Here is a 17,582-nt window from a genome sequence, read left to right as displayed (position 1 = left end):
ACCCGAGGAGAGTTGAGTGCCCACCCCACCGCGCGCCCCACGTGGCGTCATCGCACCAGGACGGCTCTTCGTCGACGACCAGGGCGCCGTCGCCCAGCTGCACGGCGTCGGCATCCAGAGGTTCGGCGACCTGTTCTACGCCTGGGGCGAGGACAAGACGAACGGCGGAACCTTCGGGGGAGTGGCCTGCTACTCGTCACCCGACCTCGCGACCTGGACCGCGCACGGGCACGCCCTGCTCGTCTCGTCCGACGTCCCCGACCTCGCCCCCGGACGGGTGATCGAGCGCCCCAAGGTGCTGCGTAACCCCGCCGGGACGTACGTGATGTTCCTGCACGTCGAGTCCGCCGACTACTCCAACGCGCGCGTGGGCTGGGCCGTTGCCGACAAGCCCGAGGGCCCGTACACCTACCTGCGCAGCGAGCGCCCGCTGGGCAACATCAGCCGGGACATCGGCGTCTTCGCGGACGACGACGGCACCGGGTACCTGCTGTCCGAGGACCGGGAGCATGGCCTGCACGTCTACCGGCTGTCCGCCGACTACCTGGCGGTCGAGGAGATCGTGTCGACCACGCTCACACCGCCCAGCGACCACCCGGCCGGCCCGCACGGCTACGAGTCGCCGGCCCTGGTGAAGGTGGACGGCCTGTACTACCTGTTCGGGTCCGACCTGACGGGCTGGTCCACGAACGACAACAAGGTGGCGACGGCGTCGTCGCTCGCGGGGCCGTGGAGCGACTGGGCCGACTTCGCGCCCCAGGGCGCGGCCACCTTCGACTCGCAGACCTCCACGATCGTGACCGTGCACGGTTCCCTGACCACGAGCCACGTCTACGTCGGCGACCGGTGGGACCGGGACGACCTGTTCCACTCCGCGCCCGTCTGGCTGCCCGTGCGGCTCGCCGACGGCGCCGCCGTGCTCGAGTGGCGCGACACCTGGACCATCGACCCCACGACGGGAGTGATCGCATGACCGTGACCCTTCCCGGCCTCGAGGACGCCTCCGAGCAGCGGCTCGAATGGGGCAACGACGTCGTCCGCGTCGTGATAGCCCATGGGCCGTACACGGCGCCGCGGCTCGTCGCGCTGTGGCACACGGCGGAAGGCCGGCCGGACCTGGCCGGCCTGCGCCGCTCCGCGCTCCCGGTGCTTGAGGTCGCGGTGCTCGGCGAGGGCCGCTCGGGCACCTCCGGCAAGCGGCACGTCGACGGCGCCGCGGCCCAGCGCATGCGGATCAGCGAGGTGACCGAGGAGCGGTCCGGCGCCGTCCGGCGCCTCCTGCTGGGCCTTGCCGACCCCGAGACCGGGCTGCGCGCCACCGTCCACTACGAGCTCGCCGACACGATCCCCGTGCTGCGGACCTGGGCGGAGCTGATCTCCGACCGTGAGCTGGTGCTCGACCACGTCACCACAGGCGTCGTCTCCGGGCTCGGCCACGCCGCCCGCTGGGAGACCGAGCTCGCGGTGTGGGAGGCGGCCAACCCGTGGAGCGGCGAGTTCCGCTGGCGCCGGTCCACGCTCGCCGAGCGCGGCCTGTACGACGTCGGCATGGTGCGGTTCGGCCAGGTCGGCTCGAAGAACCGGATAGGCCTCACCTCGACCGGCGCCTGGTCCACGTCCGAGCACCTGCCCATGGGCCTGGTCGAGGACACGCGCACCGGCCGGCTCCTCGCCTGGCAGGTCGAGACCAGCGGCGCCTGGCACACCGAGCTCGGTGACCGGTACGACGACGTCTACCTCGCCGCCATGGGGCCGACGGCGCACGAGCACCAGTGGGCCGGCCGGCTCGCGCCGGGCTCGTCGTTCATGAGCGTGCCGGTGAGTCTCGCCGTCGTCCCCGGAGCCGCGGCCGGAGCCGAGGCGACCCTGGACGCCATGGGCGCGGCGCTCACCGCCCACCGCCGTCGGACCCGGCGGCCCCACCCCGACCACGACACCCTGCCCGTCGTCTACAACGACTTCCTGAACACCCTGATGTCCGACCCGACCACCGACCGCGAGCTGCCGCTCATCGAGGCCGCCGCCGACCTCGGCGCCGAGTACTACGTGATCGACGCCGGCTGGTACGACGACGAGAACGGCGGCTGGTGGGACTCCGTCGGCCAGTGGGAACCCTCGACCACCCGGTTCCCCGACGGCGGCCTCGGCGGCCTCATCGACCGGATCCGCGCCCACGGCATGCGGCCCGGCCTCTGGCTCGAACCCGAGGTGGTCGGCGTACGCAGCCCCGTCGCGCACACCCTCCCCGAGGCGGCGTTCTTCCAGCGCCACGGCCACCGCGTCGCCGAGTGGGGGCGCTACCAGCTCGACCTGCGCCACCCCGCCGCACGCGAGCACCTCGACACGGTGGTCGACCGGCTCGTCACCACCTTCGGGCTCGCCTACCTCAAGCTCGACCACAACATCGACATCGGCCCCGGGACCGACGCCGGCACCGGCGAGGCCCCCGGAACCGGGCTGCTGGAACACGGCCGCGCCTTCCTCGACTGGGCGGGCGCAGTCATGGACCGCCACCCCGGCCTGGTGATCGAGGCCTGCGCGGCCGGCGGATCCCGTACTGACGCGGCCACCGGCGGCGTCTTCCCCGTCCAGTCGGTCACCGACCAGCAGGACTACCGGGCCACCCCGCCCATCGCCGCCGCCGCGCCCCTCGCCCTCCCACCCGAGCAGGCAGGGGTCTGGGCCTGCGTCGACGGCACCATGGACCGCGAACAGCTCGCCTTCTCCCTGGTCACGGCGTTGCTAGCCCGTGTGCACCTGACCGGCCGGGTCGACACGCTGGACGCCGACCAGCGCGCCGTCGTCCGGGAGGCGCTCGCGGCCTACCGGGCGGTGCGCTCCGCCGTCGGCCGCTCCATGCCGGTGTGGCCGCTCGGCCTGCCGGGCTGGCGCGACCCCTGGATCGTCCAGGGGGCGCGCGACGGCGACCACCTCTACCTCGCGGTCTGGCGCAGGGGCGACTCGGACGACGGTGCGCCCGACACGCTCCGGGTGCCGCTGCCGGGCCGGGCCGCCGACGAGGCGGTGGAGGTGCTGTACCCGCGCTGGGGCGGCGAGTCGGTAGCAGTGGTCGACGACGGCGGTGCGCTGGAGCTCAAGCTTCCGGGGCTGACGTCGGCGCGTCTGCTGCGGGTGCGGGTGGGCACGTGAGCGGTGCGGTGCTTAAGGGGAGCGTGGGCCTACGGCCCTGACTCGGCGTACCAGGTACCTCGAGTCAGGGCCGGAGGCCGGCGACCGAGCGTTCTGGCCCGGGAGACAACCGGTTCACAGGGCCCTTGTGCTGTCCGGTACGTCGGGATAACGTATTCCGGGGATAACGATATCCCGACTCACAACGAGGTGACGACGGCGCGGCCACGGCTGCGCTCGGCCCGCAGAGTTGCGGCCGTGGAGGGAACACGATGAGGCAACGCACGTCCAGGCTGCGCTCGAGAGCCACCGCACTCTTCGCCACGGCGGCCGTCGTGGTCGCCGGCATTGCCCCGGCGTCCGCGGCGGTGGCGGACGACGCCGGCCCCGCCGAGCTGCTGGCAGGCCAGGCCGTCGAGATCCACAAGACCGTGAGCGACGCCGGGTTCGCCCATCCCGGCGTCGGCCTGACCGCGGACAACCTCGAGAACATGCGGACCCAGGTGCGCGCCGACGTCGAGCCGTGGGCGAGCTACTACGACGCGATGACGCAGACCAGGTATGCGGCCCGCGACTTCAAGGCGTCCATCCAGGGCCCCACGGACGAGCAGCCGACCACCACCGCGTACGACAACGCGAGCATGCGCAGCCGACAGCACGCCGACAGCACCGGCGCGATGACGCAGGCCCTCATGTACCTGGTGACCGGTGACGACGTCTACCGCGCCAACGCGCTGCACGTGATCCGCACGTGGTCCAGCCTCGACCCGGCCAGGTACAAGTACTTCGGCGATGCGCACATCCACACCGGCGTCCCGCTCTACCAGACCCTCGTCGCCGCCGAGATCATCCGGTCCACACAACCGGCGCAGGACGAGCTCGACGGGTACGACCTGCGCTGGACCGAACGCGACCAGCAGCGGATCGAGGACAACCTCGTCCGCCCGGTGCTCGACACGTTCCTGTTCTCCCGGAACCGCCTCTGGAACCAGCACCTGTACGGCGTGATCGGCATGGTGTCCGCGGCGATCTTCCTCGACGATGCAGACCTCTACGCCGAGCGCGTCGAGTGGTTCACCGTCAACGCGGGCTACGAGAGCGAGCACACGATCAACGGCGGCGACGTGAACGGCTCGCTGGCCGCGATCTTCCGCACCATCGACGCGGACGACCCGCTCAACCCGTACGGCAAGGACTTCGTCCAGCACATGGAGATGGGCCGGGACCAGGCGCACGCCGAGGGCGACGTCGACATCCTGGCGGCCCTCGCCCGGATCGTGAACAACCAGGGCACGCGGATCGACCCGGTCGAGGGGACCGTCTCGACGGCGTCCGACGCCGTCAGCCCGTACGCGTTCCTGGACAACCGCATCCTCGAGGGAGGCGACGCCTTCGCGGCCTACATGATGGGCGAGGGGCCGCCCTACATCGACACCTCCGGCGGCTCGGGCAGGCTCTCCGAGGCCTACCGCGGCCGCCTGCGCGAGCCGCTGAACGAGCTGTACTACCAGTACGAGTACGTCGCGGGCGTGGACGTCGCGCGGGCGGCTCCCTACGTCGCCGAGCTGTACGAGCAGGGCGACGGGCCGCTGTTCCACTACGGCAGCGCCGTCACGAACTTCTGGAACGAGAGCGGCTCGGACTACACCGGCGCCGAGTACTGGGTGGCGTTCCCGCCCGCGCTCGCCGACGAGGACGTCACCGTGCCCCCGCTGGGTGCCGGGCCACAGCTGCCGCTCGAGCAGTTCGGCCACACCCTCGGCAGGGGCGCCAAGCAGCGCAGCAACGACGACGGCGAGAGCTTCGTCCGCCTCGACGCCAGGAGGGACGACGCCGAGGTGGCCGTGCGCCGCGTGGTCTATCCGGACCGCAGCCGCACCGCGCTGGTCGGGGTGCGGGTCCGCACGAAGGGCACCGCAACCCTCGAGATCTCCCGGACCGCGGACGCCGCACCGTTCACCACCGTCCAGCTCCCCGACACGCACGGGCGGTGGCGGCACGTCTGGTTCGACGTCGCCTCGGCCAAGGCGCCGGCCGCGGGAGCCAACCTCGTGGTGCTCCGCGCGACCGGAGGCCGCACCCACGTCGACGTCGAGAGCCTGCTCGCCGACGCCAACGGGACCCTCGCCCCGCCGACCTTCGGCGACGGCGCGGCGCTCGACGCCGTGTCGGTAGCCGGCGAGCCCTACACCCGGGATCTCGGGGTGACCGACCCCGACAGCGACTTCGCGCTGACGCTGCAGGACGCGCCGCGCGGGGCGAAGATCTCGGCGGACGGCACGTTCACGTGGACGCCGGACGGCAGGCACGACGTCGAGCACCTCGTCGTCGTCGCGTCCGACGACGAGGCAGACACCGCGCTGCCCCTGTCCCTCACGATCGCGCCCGACCGGGCGGGTGCGGTGGCCGCGCACCTGGCAGACCTGGACGAACCGGAGGCGTACACGACCGCGACCTGGACGCCGGTCGCCGAGGCGCAGGCGGCCGCGCTCGACGGCGCGGACGACTCGACCACTGCGGAGTTCGGCGCCCTCCTGGAGAACCTGAGACTGGCCGTCGCGGACCTCGAGCTGCTCGACCCGCGCCTGCCGGACGGCACCCTCGACTACACGCGTGCGGTGTCCTCGGCGCAGGTCTCGCCGACGGCCCTCGCGGCCCTGACGGACGGCGACAACCAGACCTCCTGGGGCGACCTCCGGGTACCGAACGTCGTGCTCGACCTCGGGCCGGGCTACCGCGTCCGGGCCTACGGCTTCGGGTTCCTCGCGCGGGACACGTTCCCCAACCGGGCCGAGGGCACCAACGTCTACGGGTCGTCCGACGGTCAGACCTGGACGCTGCTGACCGAGCATCCCAACGTGGGCGACGACGTCGAGGTCGAGCAGGTAGCGGTGCGCGAGGCCGAGCGTGACAGCGCGTTCCGGTACCTCAAGCTCCAGGTCGACGAGCCGGGCGTGCCGACGGATCCCGCGTATCCAGGCATCTGGAGCCTCGCGGACTTCCGGATCGACGGCGAACGGATCGAGGCAGACCTGGACCTGCTGCTCGCCGAGGCGGAGGCCGCTGACCTGTCGGAATACTCCCGTGCGTCGGTCGTGCGGTTCACCCGGGAGGTCGAGGCGGTCCGTGCGGCCGCGGGGCCGGGAGCTGACGAGAAGGCGCTCGCGCGGCGCGTCCTCGACGCCTGGGACCTGCTCGAGCCGCCGGAGCCCGAGCTCGCTGCCGTGTCGCGGCCGTGGGTCACCTCGAGCTCGCCGTCGTGGGACGGACGCCTGGACGCGGCAGCCAACGGCTGGGCGATGTTCGACGGCGACCCGGCCACCTTCACCGACACGAAGCAGGCCGCAGGCTGGGTCCAGGTGGTTCCTGACGACGGCAGCACCTTCCATGTAGAGGCGGTGCGGTACCTGCCCCGCTCCACCCACGTGAGCCGCGCCGAGGGGATCCAGCTCCAGGGTTCCACCGACGGCGGCCGGACCTGGCAGACCTTCGCCACGGTCAAGGGCGCGACGTCGGGCTGGAACCAGATTGCCCTGCCCGAGCCCGTCGACACGGGCGCGATCCGGGTGCTGGCCACCTCCGGCAGCACCAACCTGGCCGAGGTCGAGCTCGTCACCAGCACCGTGGACCGCTCGGGGCTCGACCTGTACCTGGCTGAGACCGCGGACCTGGTAACCGCGGACTGGACGGCGTCGTCCTGGCAGCGGCTCGACGCCGCCCGCGAGGCGGCGCTCGCGCTCCGCTCGGCAGGCGCCGCCCCCGACCAGGAAGAGGTGGACGCCACCACCAATGAGCTCGCCGCGGCAGTGGCCGCGCTCGAAGCGGCCTGAGCTCCGGCCGGCCGGCAGCTGTGCCCGTTATCTATGGCCGTTGTCAATGACGACAGAACGGAAACCGCGATGACCGCACCTGAAGAACACCCGAACACCGGGGCGGACGGCGCCTCGCGCCGGGCCTTCCTCGCCGGATCGTCCCTGGCGGTGCTGGCCGGGCTCTCCGGCAGCGCGCTGGCGGCGCAGTCCGCGTCCGCCGCACCGGCGAGCCCCGCCGCCGTGCTCGCCACCCACCCCGGCATGCAGCACACGGCGGCACAGCTGACCGCCGCCCGTAACCGTGTCGCCGCCGGTGCTCAGCCGTGGACCGCCGGCTGGGGCCGCCTCGTCGCGAACGGCCGGTCCGCCGCGACGTGGCAGCCGCGTCCGCTCGCCGACGTGATCCGGGGCGGGACCGGCGAGAACTATGCCCAGATGTACCCCGACATCCACGCGGCCTATCAGAACGCGCTGCGGTGGCACGTCTCGGGCTCCGATGCACACGGCGCGGCGGCGTCGCGGATCCTCAACGCCTGGTCCGGCACCATGCGGACGCTGGGTGGCAACGCGGACCGGTACCTGGCCGCAGGGCTCTACGGGTACCAGTTCGCCAACGCGGCCGAGCTCGTGCGGAACCGTCCGGACTTCGACCGCGGGCGGTTCGCGGACATGCTGCTCGGCATCTTCCACCCGATGAACGAGCAGTTCCTCACCAACCACAACAACGCGGTGATCACCAACTACTGGGCCAACTGGGACCTGTGCACCATGAACTCGGTGCTGGCGATCGGGATCTTCACCGACCGCTCGGACCTGGTCCAGCGCGCGGTGGACTACTTCGAGGACGGCGCGGGGAACGGCTCGATCCGGCACGCGGTGCCCTTCCTGCACGACGTCGACGGCGGCCTCGGGCAGTGGCAGGAGGCGGGCCGCGACCAGGGGCACACCATGATGGGCATCGGCCAGCTGGGCGCCTTCTGCGAGATGGCCTGGAACCAGGGCATCGACTGCTACGGGTACGACAACAACCGCTTCCTCAAGGGGGCGCAGTACGTCGCCAAGTACAACCTGGGGAACGACGTCCCGTTCACCGACTACACGTGGCAGTCCGGTCCCAACACGACCCCGCCGCACGTCGGCTGGTCCACCCACACCGACGTCAGCTCGGCCAGCCGGGGGCAGCTGCGGCCGGTGTGGGCGTCGGTGCTCGCGCACTACAGCGGGCGGAAGGGCCTGGAGGCGGGCTGGGTGCGTCAGATGGCGGAGCGAGTGCGCCCCGAGGGCGGTGGCGGCGACTACGGCTCGACGTCGGGCGGGTACGACCAGCTCGGGTTCGGCACGCTGATGTACTGATCCGCCGACACACCTGTCACCAACCGGCCTTCGTCACCGGGGCTCCGACGCCAGCGCGACCAGCCGCTCCGCCTTGAGCTCGGTCTCGTGCCACTCCGCCGTCGGGTCGGAGCCCCAGGTGATGCCGGCGCCGGTGCCGAAGCGGAGCACGCCGCCTGTCCCGCCGTCGGCCCACCAGAACGTGCGGATGCCGACGGCGAGGGAGGCCTCGCCGTCGGCCACCCAGCCCACCGCGCCGCAGTACGGGCCGCGGGGGACGGGCTCCAGCTCGCGGATGATCCGCAGCGCGCTCGACTTCGGCGCGCCCGAGACCGAGCCGGGCGGGAACGTCCCGGCCAGCAGGCGGCGCCACAGCTCGCCGGAGCGGACGACGTCGTCGGACAGGGTGCCGCGCACGCGCGAGACGAGGTGCACCAGGCCTGGATGCTCCTCGACCTCCAGCAGCGAGGTGACCGCGACGGTGCCGGGGCGGCAGACGGTCTGCAGGTCGTTGCGCACGAGGTCGGTGATCATGACGTTCTCGGCGCGGTCCTTCTCGGTGAGGCCGTCGGGGGTGCGGGCGGTGCCCTTGATCGGGCCGGACTCGACGACGGTCCCGGTCCCCGGCCCGTCCCGCACGGACAGGTAGAGCTCGGGGGAGGCGCTCACCACCCACACCGGGTCCAGTCCGGTTGCGGCGGGTACGTGGACGGCGGCCGCGTGCGGCGCCGGGTTTCCGGCGGCGAGCCGGGCGGCGAGCGCCCGGGCGTCGGGTTCGTCGCCCGCCTGCCCGATCGCGAGGGGTGCGGACAGCACCCGGCAGATGTTGGCCTGGTAGACGTCGCCCTCGCGCACGTGCTCGCGCACCCGGCGGACGGCGGCCTCGTAGCCGGCCTGGTCCATCGAGGAGGTCCAGGCATCAGCCGGGGGACCGGTCCAGGTGGTGGCGGGTGGTGCTCCGGCGTCGTGCACGGTGGCGAAGCGCCAGGCGCGGGCCTGTCCCGCTGGGCGGGCTCCTGGCGGTGTTCCGGCGGCTGCCTCGAAGTCGGCGACGACGAACCAGGTTCCCGTGGCGAGCCGTTCGGGCTCGGCCAGGACGTCAATGCATTCGACCGCGTCCGTCGCGACGCGTCCGGCGAAGCTCGCCCATCCCGTGTCTCCGGTCACGTCGGACGGCGGAGCTGCGGAAGTCCGGCGGGACGGAACCGGGCGAATCGTGCGGTTTGCGGGCGGATGGGCCGGGCTGGGGGACACGGGACAACCGTACGGCGGCGCGATCGATTGGACGGTTAGCCCTCCGTTCGATTAGTGTTCAGAACGCCGGAACACCGGGGGAAACCCCAGGATGCCCGGCATCGCGGACGTAGCTCAGTGGTAGAGCATCACCTTGCCAAGGTGAGGGTCGCGGGTTCAAATCCCGTCGTCCGCTCGGAAAAAACGCCGCTCTCGTAGATCTTCGGCTGATGAGAGCACGCCAAGGTTGTAGGTTGGCCGGGCGGTGGGTTGGCCGAGTGGCGAGGCAGCGGTCTGCAAAGCCGTATACACGGGTTCGAATCCCGTACCCACCTCGCACAGCAGCATGGGCGATTGGCGCAGCGGTAGCGCGCTTCCCTGACACGGAAGAGGTCACTGGTTCGATCCCAGTATCGCCCACCATGCATGACAGGCCCTCTGGCCGGCGGAGACGCTGGCTGGGGGGCCTTTCGCGTTCCTGGTGCTGGTGGCTGAGCCGCGGCCGTCAGTAGAGCGCGACTTCCCAACTCTCAAGTTCGGGTTCGCCCGGCGGCAGGCTCCCGGTGCAGTACTGGTAGAGCCATGCTGCCGCTCGGCGCTCGGCGCTCGGCGCGCTTCTCGTTCACTGGTTCGCCCTCGTCGTCGAGTTCTAGGACGTTGGCGAAGATCGCGAATAGGGTCTCCATCTGGCTCGGCGAGTCGCGCAGGTCGTCCCAGTAGTCGGTCCCGTCGAGCAGAGGATGTCCGACCGACCCGCGAGCAACCCAACCCGCGAAACGCCGCAGCGCGCCCGATGCCCCGTGGGCCAGCTTTGTGCTCACAACACCAAGCCGTGTTCGGCGTAGGTCTTCTTGTCCCAGTCGGGGTAACTCGTCGTGTAAATGCCCCAGCCCTGGTGCTCGTAGTACAGCGTCATTGCCTCGAAGTGGCTGCTGGCTTCAACTGTCCATGTGAGGCGAGCAGCGGTGGAGAGACCTGCGCGGGCTTGTTCCCCATGTTTGCCGGCGAGGCAGAACAAGTATGGATTCCCCTCGGGGTCCTCCCAGAGCTCATGCAGCACACGGTGAGTGTAGAGCGACCGCCTCGTCATCTCTGGGCCCATGGTGTGCCGTCATGCCAAGAGGACCGGGCTACTACTCAATGGGGAACTTCGCATCGGGGCCTGATGCCGGAACGACGAACGGAGAAGCCCCAGGGGCGACTGTGGTGATCTCCAGGCCAGAGAAAATGAGCGACAAGTTGTGCCCGTTGGTTTCGATCAGTGCCTCGTGGAACGGCCGGCCCATGTCGGCTGACCACTCCTGTGCTTCGCGTGACGCAGGTAGGAGCTGCATGCCCGGGTACAACACCTGCCACTTCACCCCCCGCACGTACGCTTCGCGCTCGCCCGACCGAGTCCAAGCGTCGTAGTCGATCAGGTCGTCGTCCTGCGAATAGAGCCAGACATCACGCCGAACGGCCGTGGTCACTGTCGCGCGAACACAATGGGTGAACCGGTACCGGAGGTGCTCGGGCTCGATACCCGTTCGTGGATCCGCTGTCGCGTAGATGTAGAGGTCGTAGTCACGCATGTAGTCGGCGAAGCCGTGGAAGACCAAGGCCTGGTCGAGCACCTCGTCAAACGCCTGCCGGATCTGCTGTTCGTCCACGTGGACACCCTGCACCAAGCGGCTCGTAGATGCCCGCAACCACAGCCGCGCTGCGCTCCGTGATCAGCCTTGACCACGGGTCCAACAACGCGGACCGTGCCACTAGGGCATGTCTCAGAACTGGGTCAAGGCTGGTTTGGTCGGAAGCGCGACGCTAGCCAGATAGTGAGGTCTTTGGCGATATCGCTGATGCTGTCGCTGATCTGAAGTTCGTGCTCCCGGCGGTGCTTGTCGCGTCGAACGATCTCGTATTGCCCGGGAGACAAGAGGCCAACCGTGGCGAACCAGACAGGGTCATCGGTGTCAGGCTGGATCACAACGAACGTGTTGTCGACGGTGTTCAAGTCGCTGATCAGGATGAACAGCGCGTCCTCGGACGGGTCATCGATGTGGTCGCCGTTCTCGGTATCAGCGACGTAATAGTCCGCGGTCACGAAGATCCTCCGCTTTGGGCTTGTGCGGATCACATGATGACAGAAACACGCCCTAGCAAACGGTCGTCCGAAGCGGACCACTGCCTGGCCCAGACCACCGACGGCAGCCCTCCGCCGTGCCAGGCTTCGATCCGCACCCGGAGCGCGTAGTCCTCGCGGATCAGCAGCTCCAGCGTCGCTTCACGCGACAGCTCCAGGTCCTGGTCCGGTTCGCCGGCCGTGGCCGACGACGGAGCACGCAGCATGCTGATATCCGGAAGCGTTCGCGCGATGGACGGCCACAGGCCTTCCGGTGTGGTGAACGCGACCTGAGCGCCCGGCTCGACGCGTCGCCGGCCGTCGACCCGCGCCAGACGCCGAGTGACCAGCACGACCTGGCCGCCCTGCATCGTCAGCTGGGTCTCCGTGCCGCGTTCTCGGTGCGCGGCGACCAGCGAGCCGCGTACCTGGGCGTTCCGGTGCTCGGCGGCGTCTTCGCCATGGGCGCCGGTACGGATCAGCTCCTGGAGTCGCGACCATTCCGTGCCGCCCACACGCAGGGTCCTCGACAGGGTCATGCGGTGGCCTTCTTCCATGGTGCTCGACGGCGGGCACCACGCCCGAGTAGCCCTGTCGCTGTGGTCGGCCTCATGGCTCGATGCCGAGCGGTTCACGAGCGACCCTCACCTCGGTGGCCGCCTGTCGCGAACCAGGTGCCGTCTTCGAGGTAGATGATGGAAGGGCCGTACCAACCAGGTTCAATCTCGGGGTTGCGGGCCATGGCCTCATCGATCCGCATGATGATCTCGTACGCTTCCGGCTTGGTCTTCGCGGTCAGGTCGGCCGCACCCCTGCTCGCACCGAGCTTCCGAAGCTCTCGCGGCACACGGCTTCGACGGATTCCACACCCTGGACCTGCGCAACTGTCTCGTTGATCAGCTGCTCGCACTTGGCCGTTGTAACGCCGCAGGCCCCGAGGAGCGTCACGGGGCAGCACGCCGGCCAAGGCCAGCAGTCCGTGCGCTCGGCCGTTCCTTCTGGCGCCTGATGTCGTTGGTCGAACTTCCTCTCCACAGGTACGTACTCAACGTTCACCTGGGGTACCGCAGTACGGACCACCACGGGGCGTTGGCCGCCTCGCCGGGTTTCCACCTCGTCTCTACTGCGGGATGGGCAGGCCGCCGGGTGCTTGCGGGCGGGGTCTCGGCATCGGGGGCAGAGCACCGATCGTGGCAGCTGCTCGCTGGTGCTGTCCGGCCATGAGTTCGTCGCCGTCTTCGTAGGCCTGGAGCGCTCCCGAGGCTCCAACAGTGACGGCGGTGATGCGTTCGTCGATCCATCGCAGGCCGGGAACGCGCGACCGGAAGAACTCCCCGATCGCATCGGCACCGGGGGTGGTACTGGTCGCGTCATGGGACTCGACGTCCTTGCGGACGGTCACCAGGGCCTGCTGCTCAATCTCGGCCTTGGCGATGATCGTGCGGACCGGCTCTGGCCCGATGCTCCAGCCGGTCATCGATCCCCGCCGAACAGTGCGCGGGCCGCGGCGGGCGACGTTGGCGCCGGCAGGTCGAGGGCCGCGCGGGCAGCTTGGATGAAGTCGCGGATCTCACTCGAGGCTGCCCGCCAGCGGGACACGCCTTCGAGGAACGCGGTCTTGCGCTCAGCGCTCCCGAAGAATGCCATCGCGCGCGCGTCCGCGATTTCCTTGTCGTAACGGTCCAGAGCCCGTTCCATCGCCGCGGCGGCTGTCTCGAACTCGCGGACGGCATCCCGCGCGGCGTCGCGCTGCTTGACCTTCTCCGACTCGGCGCGGTTACCGGTAGAAGGGCCGACGATGTTGATGTCCACAGTCTGCTGGCCAGATGTGTCGTCGTCGCGCGAGAAGTAGATCGCGACGACCCATTGGCCGTGGCTGCCTGCCTCGGCCGGCCGCTCGAACTGCCAGTGGCCACCGCCCTCGTTGCCGCTGTGCTCGGCAACGGTCCACCCGTCGTCGGAGTCCTTCAGTACCGTGGCCATACGGTCGGCAGCTTCTTCGGGGGTGACCTTGGTGTCTTCAGCGAAGATGAAGCCGGTGTTCCAGCCCCAATAGCGCTGCGAGCCTGGGTCTTCGCCGCCCATCTCGACGTTGGTCCACGTCCAGCCGGAGTTGGGGCCGAGCTGTTCCTCAATCGGCACGTCGTCGATAGTGGCCAGCAGGGACTCCCCGATGGCTTCTGCTTCATTGCCGAGTTCGTCGATGTGCACGTCAGTCACTCCACACGCGGTCAGGAGGGTCAGGAACAGAGCCGTCAGCACGCCTGCGGCGGCCTGGCGTCGTCTCATGTAGCGGTGGTTCATGGCTGCTCCCGGATTTGCGGCGGCTGGTTCTCCCAGTCGTCGACGTCGATCAAGTTCGCCTCGTAATCGGGCAGTTCAATGCCGTTGCGCCAGGTCACCCCGCCGTACCGGTTCCCGACCGTGCCACCCGGCGCGTAGACCTCGACCTGCGTGGCTGTGGCGACGCCCACGATGTTCGCTTGCCCGGTGGTTTCGTTGTAGTAGATGGCCGAGTGTGAGTCCCAGAAACGGCCGGAGTCTTCCAACGGCGCTCCTGCGGCGTCGGTCCCGGATTCCAGGCGCAGCACGTACTGGCCGTCGTGGATAGGCGAGCCGCCGTGGATGAAGTTGTCCTGGATGGGTCCGGTCACGGTGTCGTTGCGGACCATCATCGAGTAGTGCGGGATGTTCTCGGTGCCGAGATCCTTCACCGAGTCCATGCCCATCCCGTACCCGGCAGCCGACACGTACACAACCGCGTCCGGGCGCAGGCCGTCTTTCTCGGCGGTCGCCACGATCGCGCCACCGTAGGAGTGTCCGGTTACGGTCAGGCGTGCGTCGTCGGGTGGGTTCACACCGCCGTCGACGAACTCGTGGAACTTCGGGCCCAGGTCGTAGTAGTACCCCGAGTCCAACGCCTCGTTGATCGCCTGCGGATACACCCCGCCGGCCCACGCGATTACCGCCGTCGACCCACCCGACGTATCCCGGATGCCCGACTGGTTTGCCTGGAAGTAGATGTTGTAGAGCGACTCGTCGGTGCGGCGGAACCCGACGGTGTCCGTGCCCATCCCGGGGGAGTGCACCAGCACGTTCCGCATGTCGGCTGGGATGTCTCCGTTGGCGTCGTACGTGCCGTAGTACGTGGCGAGGACGGACTTGCTGGGGTCGAATGCGATCACGTTCACGCCCGTCCGTACCGTCTTGGCTCCGTTCTCGTCATATTCCCAGCGTTCCCGAAACTCGATGTCGCCTGGCATATCCTGGAGGTTGAGGTAGCCCTTGTACGACGCAAGAGCCTCGGCAGCGGCCGCGCGCTGCTCTTTGAGGGCGTCGAGATGCGCGAGGTAGCCACCAAAGGACCCACCCGGCGGCGGTCCCGCGGCGATCTGCCGGTCGAGATTCTCGATCGCTGCTCCGAGCCGCGCGACCTCGTTGCGGATGTTGATCTCGTTCGCCTCCGCCCGTGTCGCCAGGGGGATGCCGTTGAGGTTCCCGATCACCAGCGGCATCCCCGCAATGAGAGCCGCGCGCTGCCAGGCATCCAGGCCGTCCCACCATTCGCGGACCTGCTCGGGCGTCGCGTTCTCGAACCAGTCCTGATCCGGAGCGAACCACGAGATGTCATCCGCATCCACCCCCGCTTGTCCGGGACGGTGGTCGTTCGCACCCCAGCCGGCCTGGCCGTCGGCGTCGTCGCGCAGCTCTCGCAGGCGGCGTTCGAGCTCGGCGCGTGCGGTCTCGATCTGGTCGAACAGGCGGCGGGCCTCCGCGATGAGCTCCTGGTTGCGTTCGACGGTCGGGGTGTGCTGATGCCAGGCGACGAACCCGGACGTCTTCGCGCCGGCGTACCACTCGGCCAGCTCCGGGGGCTCCAAGGTGACGCGACCGCGCTCGACGTCGTAGAAGTCGATCGTGACACCCGCGGCGACACTGTTGCGGAACGCGTCGATCTCGATGGTCAGCGCCGCGAGCTTCTGCTTCAACGGGGCAAGTTCGTACGCGTAGCCGTCGATCTTCCCGGCGGCGATGAACCACATGTTCGACTCGTGCTTGCCGCGGTCCTGGACCGGGTCCATCGCCTGATAGAGCTGCGATGCTTCGGGCGCGTCGTAGTGCTCCTTCACGCCGGACCAGAGGTTGAAGGCGGTGCCGGTGGCCTCTTCGACCTTCTCACCGGTCTTTCGGCACCACTGTGCTTGCTCTTCGAGCCAGGCCACGTCCAGATCGCTGGCCTGGAACGGGAACGCGGCACTGTCAACCAGGCCGTCGCTGCTTGTGAGGGCCCCCTGACCAGCCATTGAACACTCCCTGTCGACACCTCTCGCCCGGCCGGGCGAGTCCCCGGCGAACAGTGAAGCAGGCCAACAGGGCCCGGGCCAGGTAAGTGGCGCAGCTCGATGAGCTTGGCGTGCGGAGCCGGCCGGGCATTCATTGCCGGGGTGAAGTCGACCTTATACCGTGAGATCCGACATTCGTTTGATGTGGTGATGTGCCTGGTCGAGGCGTGCCCGGCCCATGGGATCTTGTGGAGTCGGTGTTCGTGACCCGCATGACGACGAGCCTGGGTGGCGTGGCTGCTGTTCTCGTCCTCAGCCTGAGCCTGGTGGCCTGCCAGGCCGACGACCCGTCGGATGAGGCTCCCGTGAGCGAGTCGACACCGAGCCCGACGGCGTTGCCGAGCCCGAGCGTTGACCCGTCGAAGGCCGCAATCGCTGAGCGGAGCCTCCTCGACGTCCGCGGAAGATGCCCTACCGGCCCATGTGGCCGTAGTAGCGGGGAGTCGAGTTGGGTTGCGTAACGTGAGGCGCTGTTCGGCACCGGGAGTTCAGTCGAGCAAGACCACCACGGGCTTTCGCGAACGCCGGGAGCCCACCAGACGCTTCTCTGTGGCAAGCAGCGTCATGACGTGCAGGGACTTGACCGGGCCGCGGCTGGCGAACCCAAGGGCGAGTAGCACGAACAGTGCTGTGTGGATGCCGAGGTAGATCAGGTACGGAGTCATGTCGTTCATCCTGAGGCTGGTGCTCGCAAGACCAGTGATGAGCACCGCCAGGAGCGAGAACGCGTAGGCAACTCCATGGCCGACCCAACTCCACGGCCGCTGCTGAAAAACGTAGGCGACCGCGGCCTCGCGAGACTGAATAGCGGCGCCGAACCAGATGGGCATTACCAGCCCCATGACGACGACCTGGGCCACCCCCACGGGTAGCAGAGCGATCACGGACACGCAGGAGGCAAGCGCGAGCGTGGCCAGGAGAGTCCAGCGGGCGGACGCCAGGCGGTCGAGGGGCAGGGGGTACACCGCCTGTTCGACAGCATGCTCGATCCGCATCCGATCTGCCTCGCGCACGTCGTGAGCGAACGCGGTCGAGTGCCGGACCTTCTGCATCTGGATGAAGATCCACGCTCCGAGGCTCGCCGACATGAGCCCGTTCAGGGCCCAGCCGTCGCCGCCGTACCGCCAGTACGACGCAGTCAAGAGGATGCATGCGGTGATGAACAGGTGGCAGGCCAGCCACTCGATACCGTTGATGCGGTCGAGCAAGCGCAGCTCGCGTACGAGCAACGCATCGGTGCGGCGGCCCCGACCGCGGTAGAGGCGTGCCACTGTCTGCCCACGGCGGACTGTGTCCATCAAGGCGAACGTTGCAGCGACCGCGACACCCACCAAGGTCTGGAGCATGCCCAGCTGACCGCCCGGCCCCATCGGCATGAACCCGTCGAATCCATCTCCGACCGCATCCCACAGCGACCAATCGGTCGCGGGGTCCTGGAGCAGGACGCCCACGATGACGGGGAGCCCGAGCGCCAGGAGCACCGGGAACAGCACCTCGACCCACCAGGGGCTCGTCCAGAGCTCGGCAGGAGATGTGCCCCCTGCCGCCGTCGCACGCATACGTCCCACTCGACCAGTTTCGGGCGAAGCTCTCCGTCGCGGAGTGGATCGAACTCGAACACTGGCCGGACGG

14 protein-coding genes and 3 tRNA genes are annotated in these 17,582 nt (G+C 69.3%); 7 read left to right on the top strand and 10 right to left on the bottom strand.

Annotated elements, in window-relative coordinates:
* The first annotated feature begins 16 nt into the window (after window positions 1–16).
* The 4 genes from AB0F70_RS01810 (at window position 17) to AB0F70_RS01795 (ending at window position 8,294) form a co-directional block, all read left to right on the top strand.
* Window positions 17–973, top strand: coding sequence for a family 43 glycosylhydrolase (locus AB0F70_RS01810; RefSeq protein WP_357442840.1), 957 nt, complete (start codon window positions 17–19; stop codon window positions 971–973).
* A complete protein-coding gene (locus AB0F70_RS01805; RefSeq protein WP_357442838.1) occupies window positions 970–3,150 on the top strand; it encodes a glycoside hydrolase family 36 protein in 2,181 nt (726 codons plus the stop codon). Before AB0F70_RS01810 ends, AB0F70_RS01805 begins: the two co-directional genes overlap by 4 nt.
* Before the next feature lie 251 nt (window positions 3,151–3,401).
* Window positions 3,402–6,959: a discoidin domain-containing protein gene (locus AB0F70_RS01800; RefSeq protein WP_357442836.1), complete on the top strand. Its 3,558-nt coding sequence runs from the start codon at window positions 3,402–3,404 to the stop codon at window positions 6,957–6,959.
* A 69-nt stretch (window positions 6,960–7,028) separates the two neighbouring features.
* On the top strand, window positions 7,029–8,294 hold the full coding sequence (locus tag AB0F70_RS01795) for an alginate lyase family protein (RefSeq protein WP_357442834.1): 1,266 nt from the start codon (window positions 7,029–7,031) through the stop codon (window positions 8,292–8,294).
* 33 nt (window positions 8,295–8,327) lie between these two features.
* Here AB0F70_RS01795 and AB0F70_RS01790 read toward each other — a convergent pair whose 3' ends face one another.
* The gene (locus AB0F70_RS01790; protein WP_357442831.1) at window positions 8,328–9,440 is read right to left on the bottom strand and encodes a chorismate-binding protein; all 1,113 of its coding nucleotides are present in this window, start codon (window positions 9,438–9,440) and stop codon (window positions 8,328–8,330) included.
* A gap of 190 nt (window positions 9,441–9,630) precedes the next feature.
* Here AB0F70_RS01790 and AB0F70_RS01785 point away from each other — a divergent pair.
* The 3 genes from AB0F70_RS01785 (at window position 9,631) to AB0F70_RS01775 (ending at window position 9,929) form a co-directional block, all read left to right on the top strand.
* Window positions 9,631–9,702, top strand: a tRNA-Gly gene (locus AB0F70_RS01785).
* Between the two features lie 68 nt (window positions 9,703–9,770).
* Window positions 9,771–9,841: transfer RNA gene (locus tag AB0F70_RS01780), tRNA-Cys, on the top strand.
* 13 nt (window positions 9,842–9,854) lie between these two features.
* Window positions 9,855–9,929: transfer RNA gene (locus tag AB0F70_RS01775), tRNA-Val, on the top strand.
* Between the two features lie 107 nt (window positions 9,930–10,036).
* Here the strand turns inward: AB0F70_RS01775 and AB0F70_RS01770 are convergent.
* The 9 genes from AB0F70_RS01770 to AB0F70_RS01730 all read right to left on the bottom strand — a co-directional run bounded on the left by AB0F70_RS01770 (window position 10,037) and on the right by AB0F70_RS01730 (window position 17,443).
* On the bottom strand, window positions 10,037–10,327 hold the full coding sequence (locus AB0F70_RS01770; protein WP_357442828.1) for a hypothetical protein: 291 nt from the start codon (window positions 10,325–10,327) through the stop codon (window positions 10,037–10,039).
* The gene (locus AB0F70_RS01765; protein ID WP_357442826.1) at window positions 10,324–10,566 is read right to left on the bottom strand and encodes a hypothetical protein; all 243 of its coding nucleotides are present in this window, start codon (window positions 10,564–10,566) and stop codon (window positions 10,324–10,326) included. The genes AB0F70_RS01770 and AB0F70_RS01765 overlap by 4 nt, the downstream gene beginning before the upstream one ends.
* Window positions 10,567–10,639: 73 nt before the next feature.
* Complete coding sequence (locus tag AB0F70_RS01760; RefSeq protein WP_357442823.1) at window positions 10,640–11,155, bottom strand: hypothetical protein; 516 nt, start codon at window positions 11,153–11,155, stop codon at window positions 10,640–10,642.
* A gap of 125 nt (window positions 11,156–11,280) precedes the next feature.
* On the bottom strand, window positions 11,281–11,589 hold the full coding sequence (locus tag AB0F70_RS01755; protein WP_357442820.1) for a hypothetical protein: 309 nt from the start codon (window positions 11,587–11,589) through the stop codon (window positions 11,281–11,283).
* Between the two features lie 29 nt (window positions 11,590–11,618).
* A complete protein-coding gene (locus AB0F70_RS01750; RefSeq protein ID WP_357442818.1) occupies window positions 11,619–12,242 on the bottom strand; it encodes a hypothetical protein in 624 nt (207 codons plus the stop codon).
* Window positions 12,243–12,727: 485 nt separating this feature from the next.
* Window positions 12,728–13,084 (bottom strand): DUF6507 family protein, encoded by a 357-nt coding sequence (locus AB0F70_RS01745; RefSeq protein ID WP_357442815.1) that lies wholly within the window; start codon window positions 13,082–13,084, stop codon window positions 12,728–12,730.
* Window positions 13,081–13,911: a hypothetical protein gene (locus tag AB0F70_RS01740; RefSeq protein ID WP_357442813.1), complete on the bottom strand. Its 831-nt coding sequence runs from the start codon at window positions 13,909–13,911 to the stop codon at window positions 13,081–13,083. Before AB0F70_RS01740 ends, AB0F70_RS01745 begins: the two co-directional genes overlap by 4 nt.
* On the bottom strand, window positions 13,908–15,911 hold the full coding sequence (locus AB0F70_RS01735; RefSeq protein ID WP_357442810.1) for an alpha/beta hydrolase: 2,004 nt from the start codon (window positions 15,909–15,911) through the stop codon (window positions 13,908–13,910). The genes AB0F70_RS01740 and AB0F70_RS01735 overlap by 4 nt, the downstream gene beginning before the upstream one ends.
* 527 nt (window positions 15,912–16,438) lie before the next feature.
* Complete coding sequence (locus AB0F70_RS01730; RefSeq protein ID WP_357442807.1) at window positions 16,439–17,443, bottom strand: hypothetical protein; 1,005 nt, start codon at window positions 17,441–17,443, stop codon at window positions 16,439–16,441.
* Window positions 17,444–17,582 lie beyond the last annotated feature (139 nt).

Origin of the sequence: Promicromonospora sp. NPDC023805 (assembly GCF_040639635.1) — a bacterium.
Lineage (GTDB): Bacteria > Actinomycetota > Actinomycetes > Actinomycetales > Cellulomonadaceae > Promicromonospora.
The sequence above is the reverse complement of the archived record's forward strand: the minus strand, read 5'-3'. Positions and strand labels throughout refer to the sequence as shown.

Excerpts from the sequence above, each read along its gene's own strand:
- AB0F70_RS01805 (WP_357442838.1), top strand. The coding sequence starts at position 970 with ATGACCGTGACCCTTCCCGGCCTCGAGGACGCCTCCGAGCAGCGGCTC.
- AB0F70_RS01740 (WP_357442813.1), bottom strand. The coding sequence starts at position 13,911 with ATGAACCACCGCTACATGAGACGACGCCAGGCCGCCGCAGGCGTGCTG.
- AB0F70_RS01795 (WP_357442834.1), top strand. The coding sequence starts at position 7,029 with ATGACCGCACCTGAAGAACACCCGAACACCGGGGCGGACGGCGCCTCG.
- AB0F70_RS01745 (WP_357442815.1), bottom strand. The coding sequence starts at position 13,084 with ATGACCGGCTGGAGCATCGGGCCAGAGCCGGTCCGCACGATCATCGCC.
- AB0F70_RS01800 (WP_357442836.1), top strand. The coding sequence starts at position 3,402 with ATGAGGCAACGCACGTCCAGGCTGCGCTCGAGAGCCACCGCACTCTTC.
- AB0F70_RS01735 (WP_357442810.1), bottom strand. The coding sequence starts at position 15,911 with ATGGCTGGTCAGGGGGCCCTCACAAGCAGCGACGGCCTGGTTGACAGT.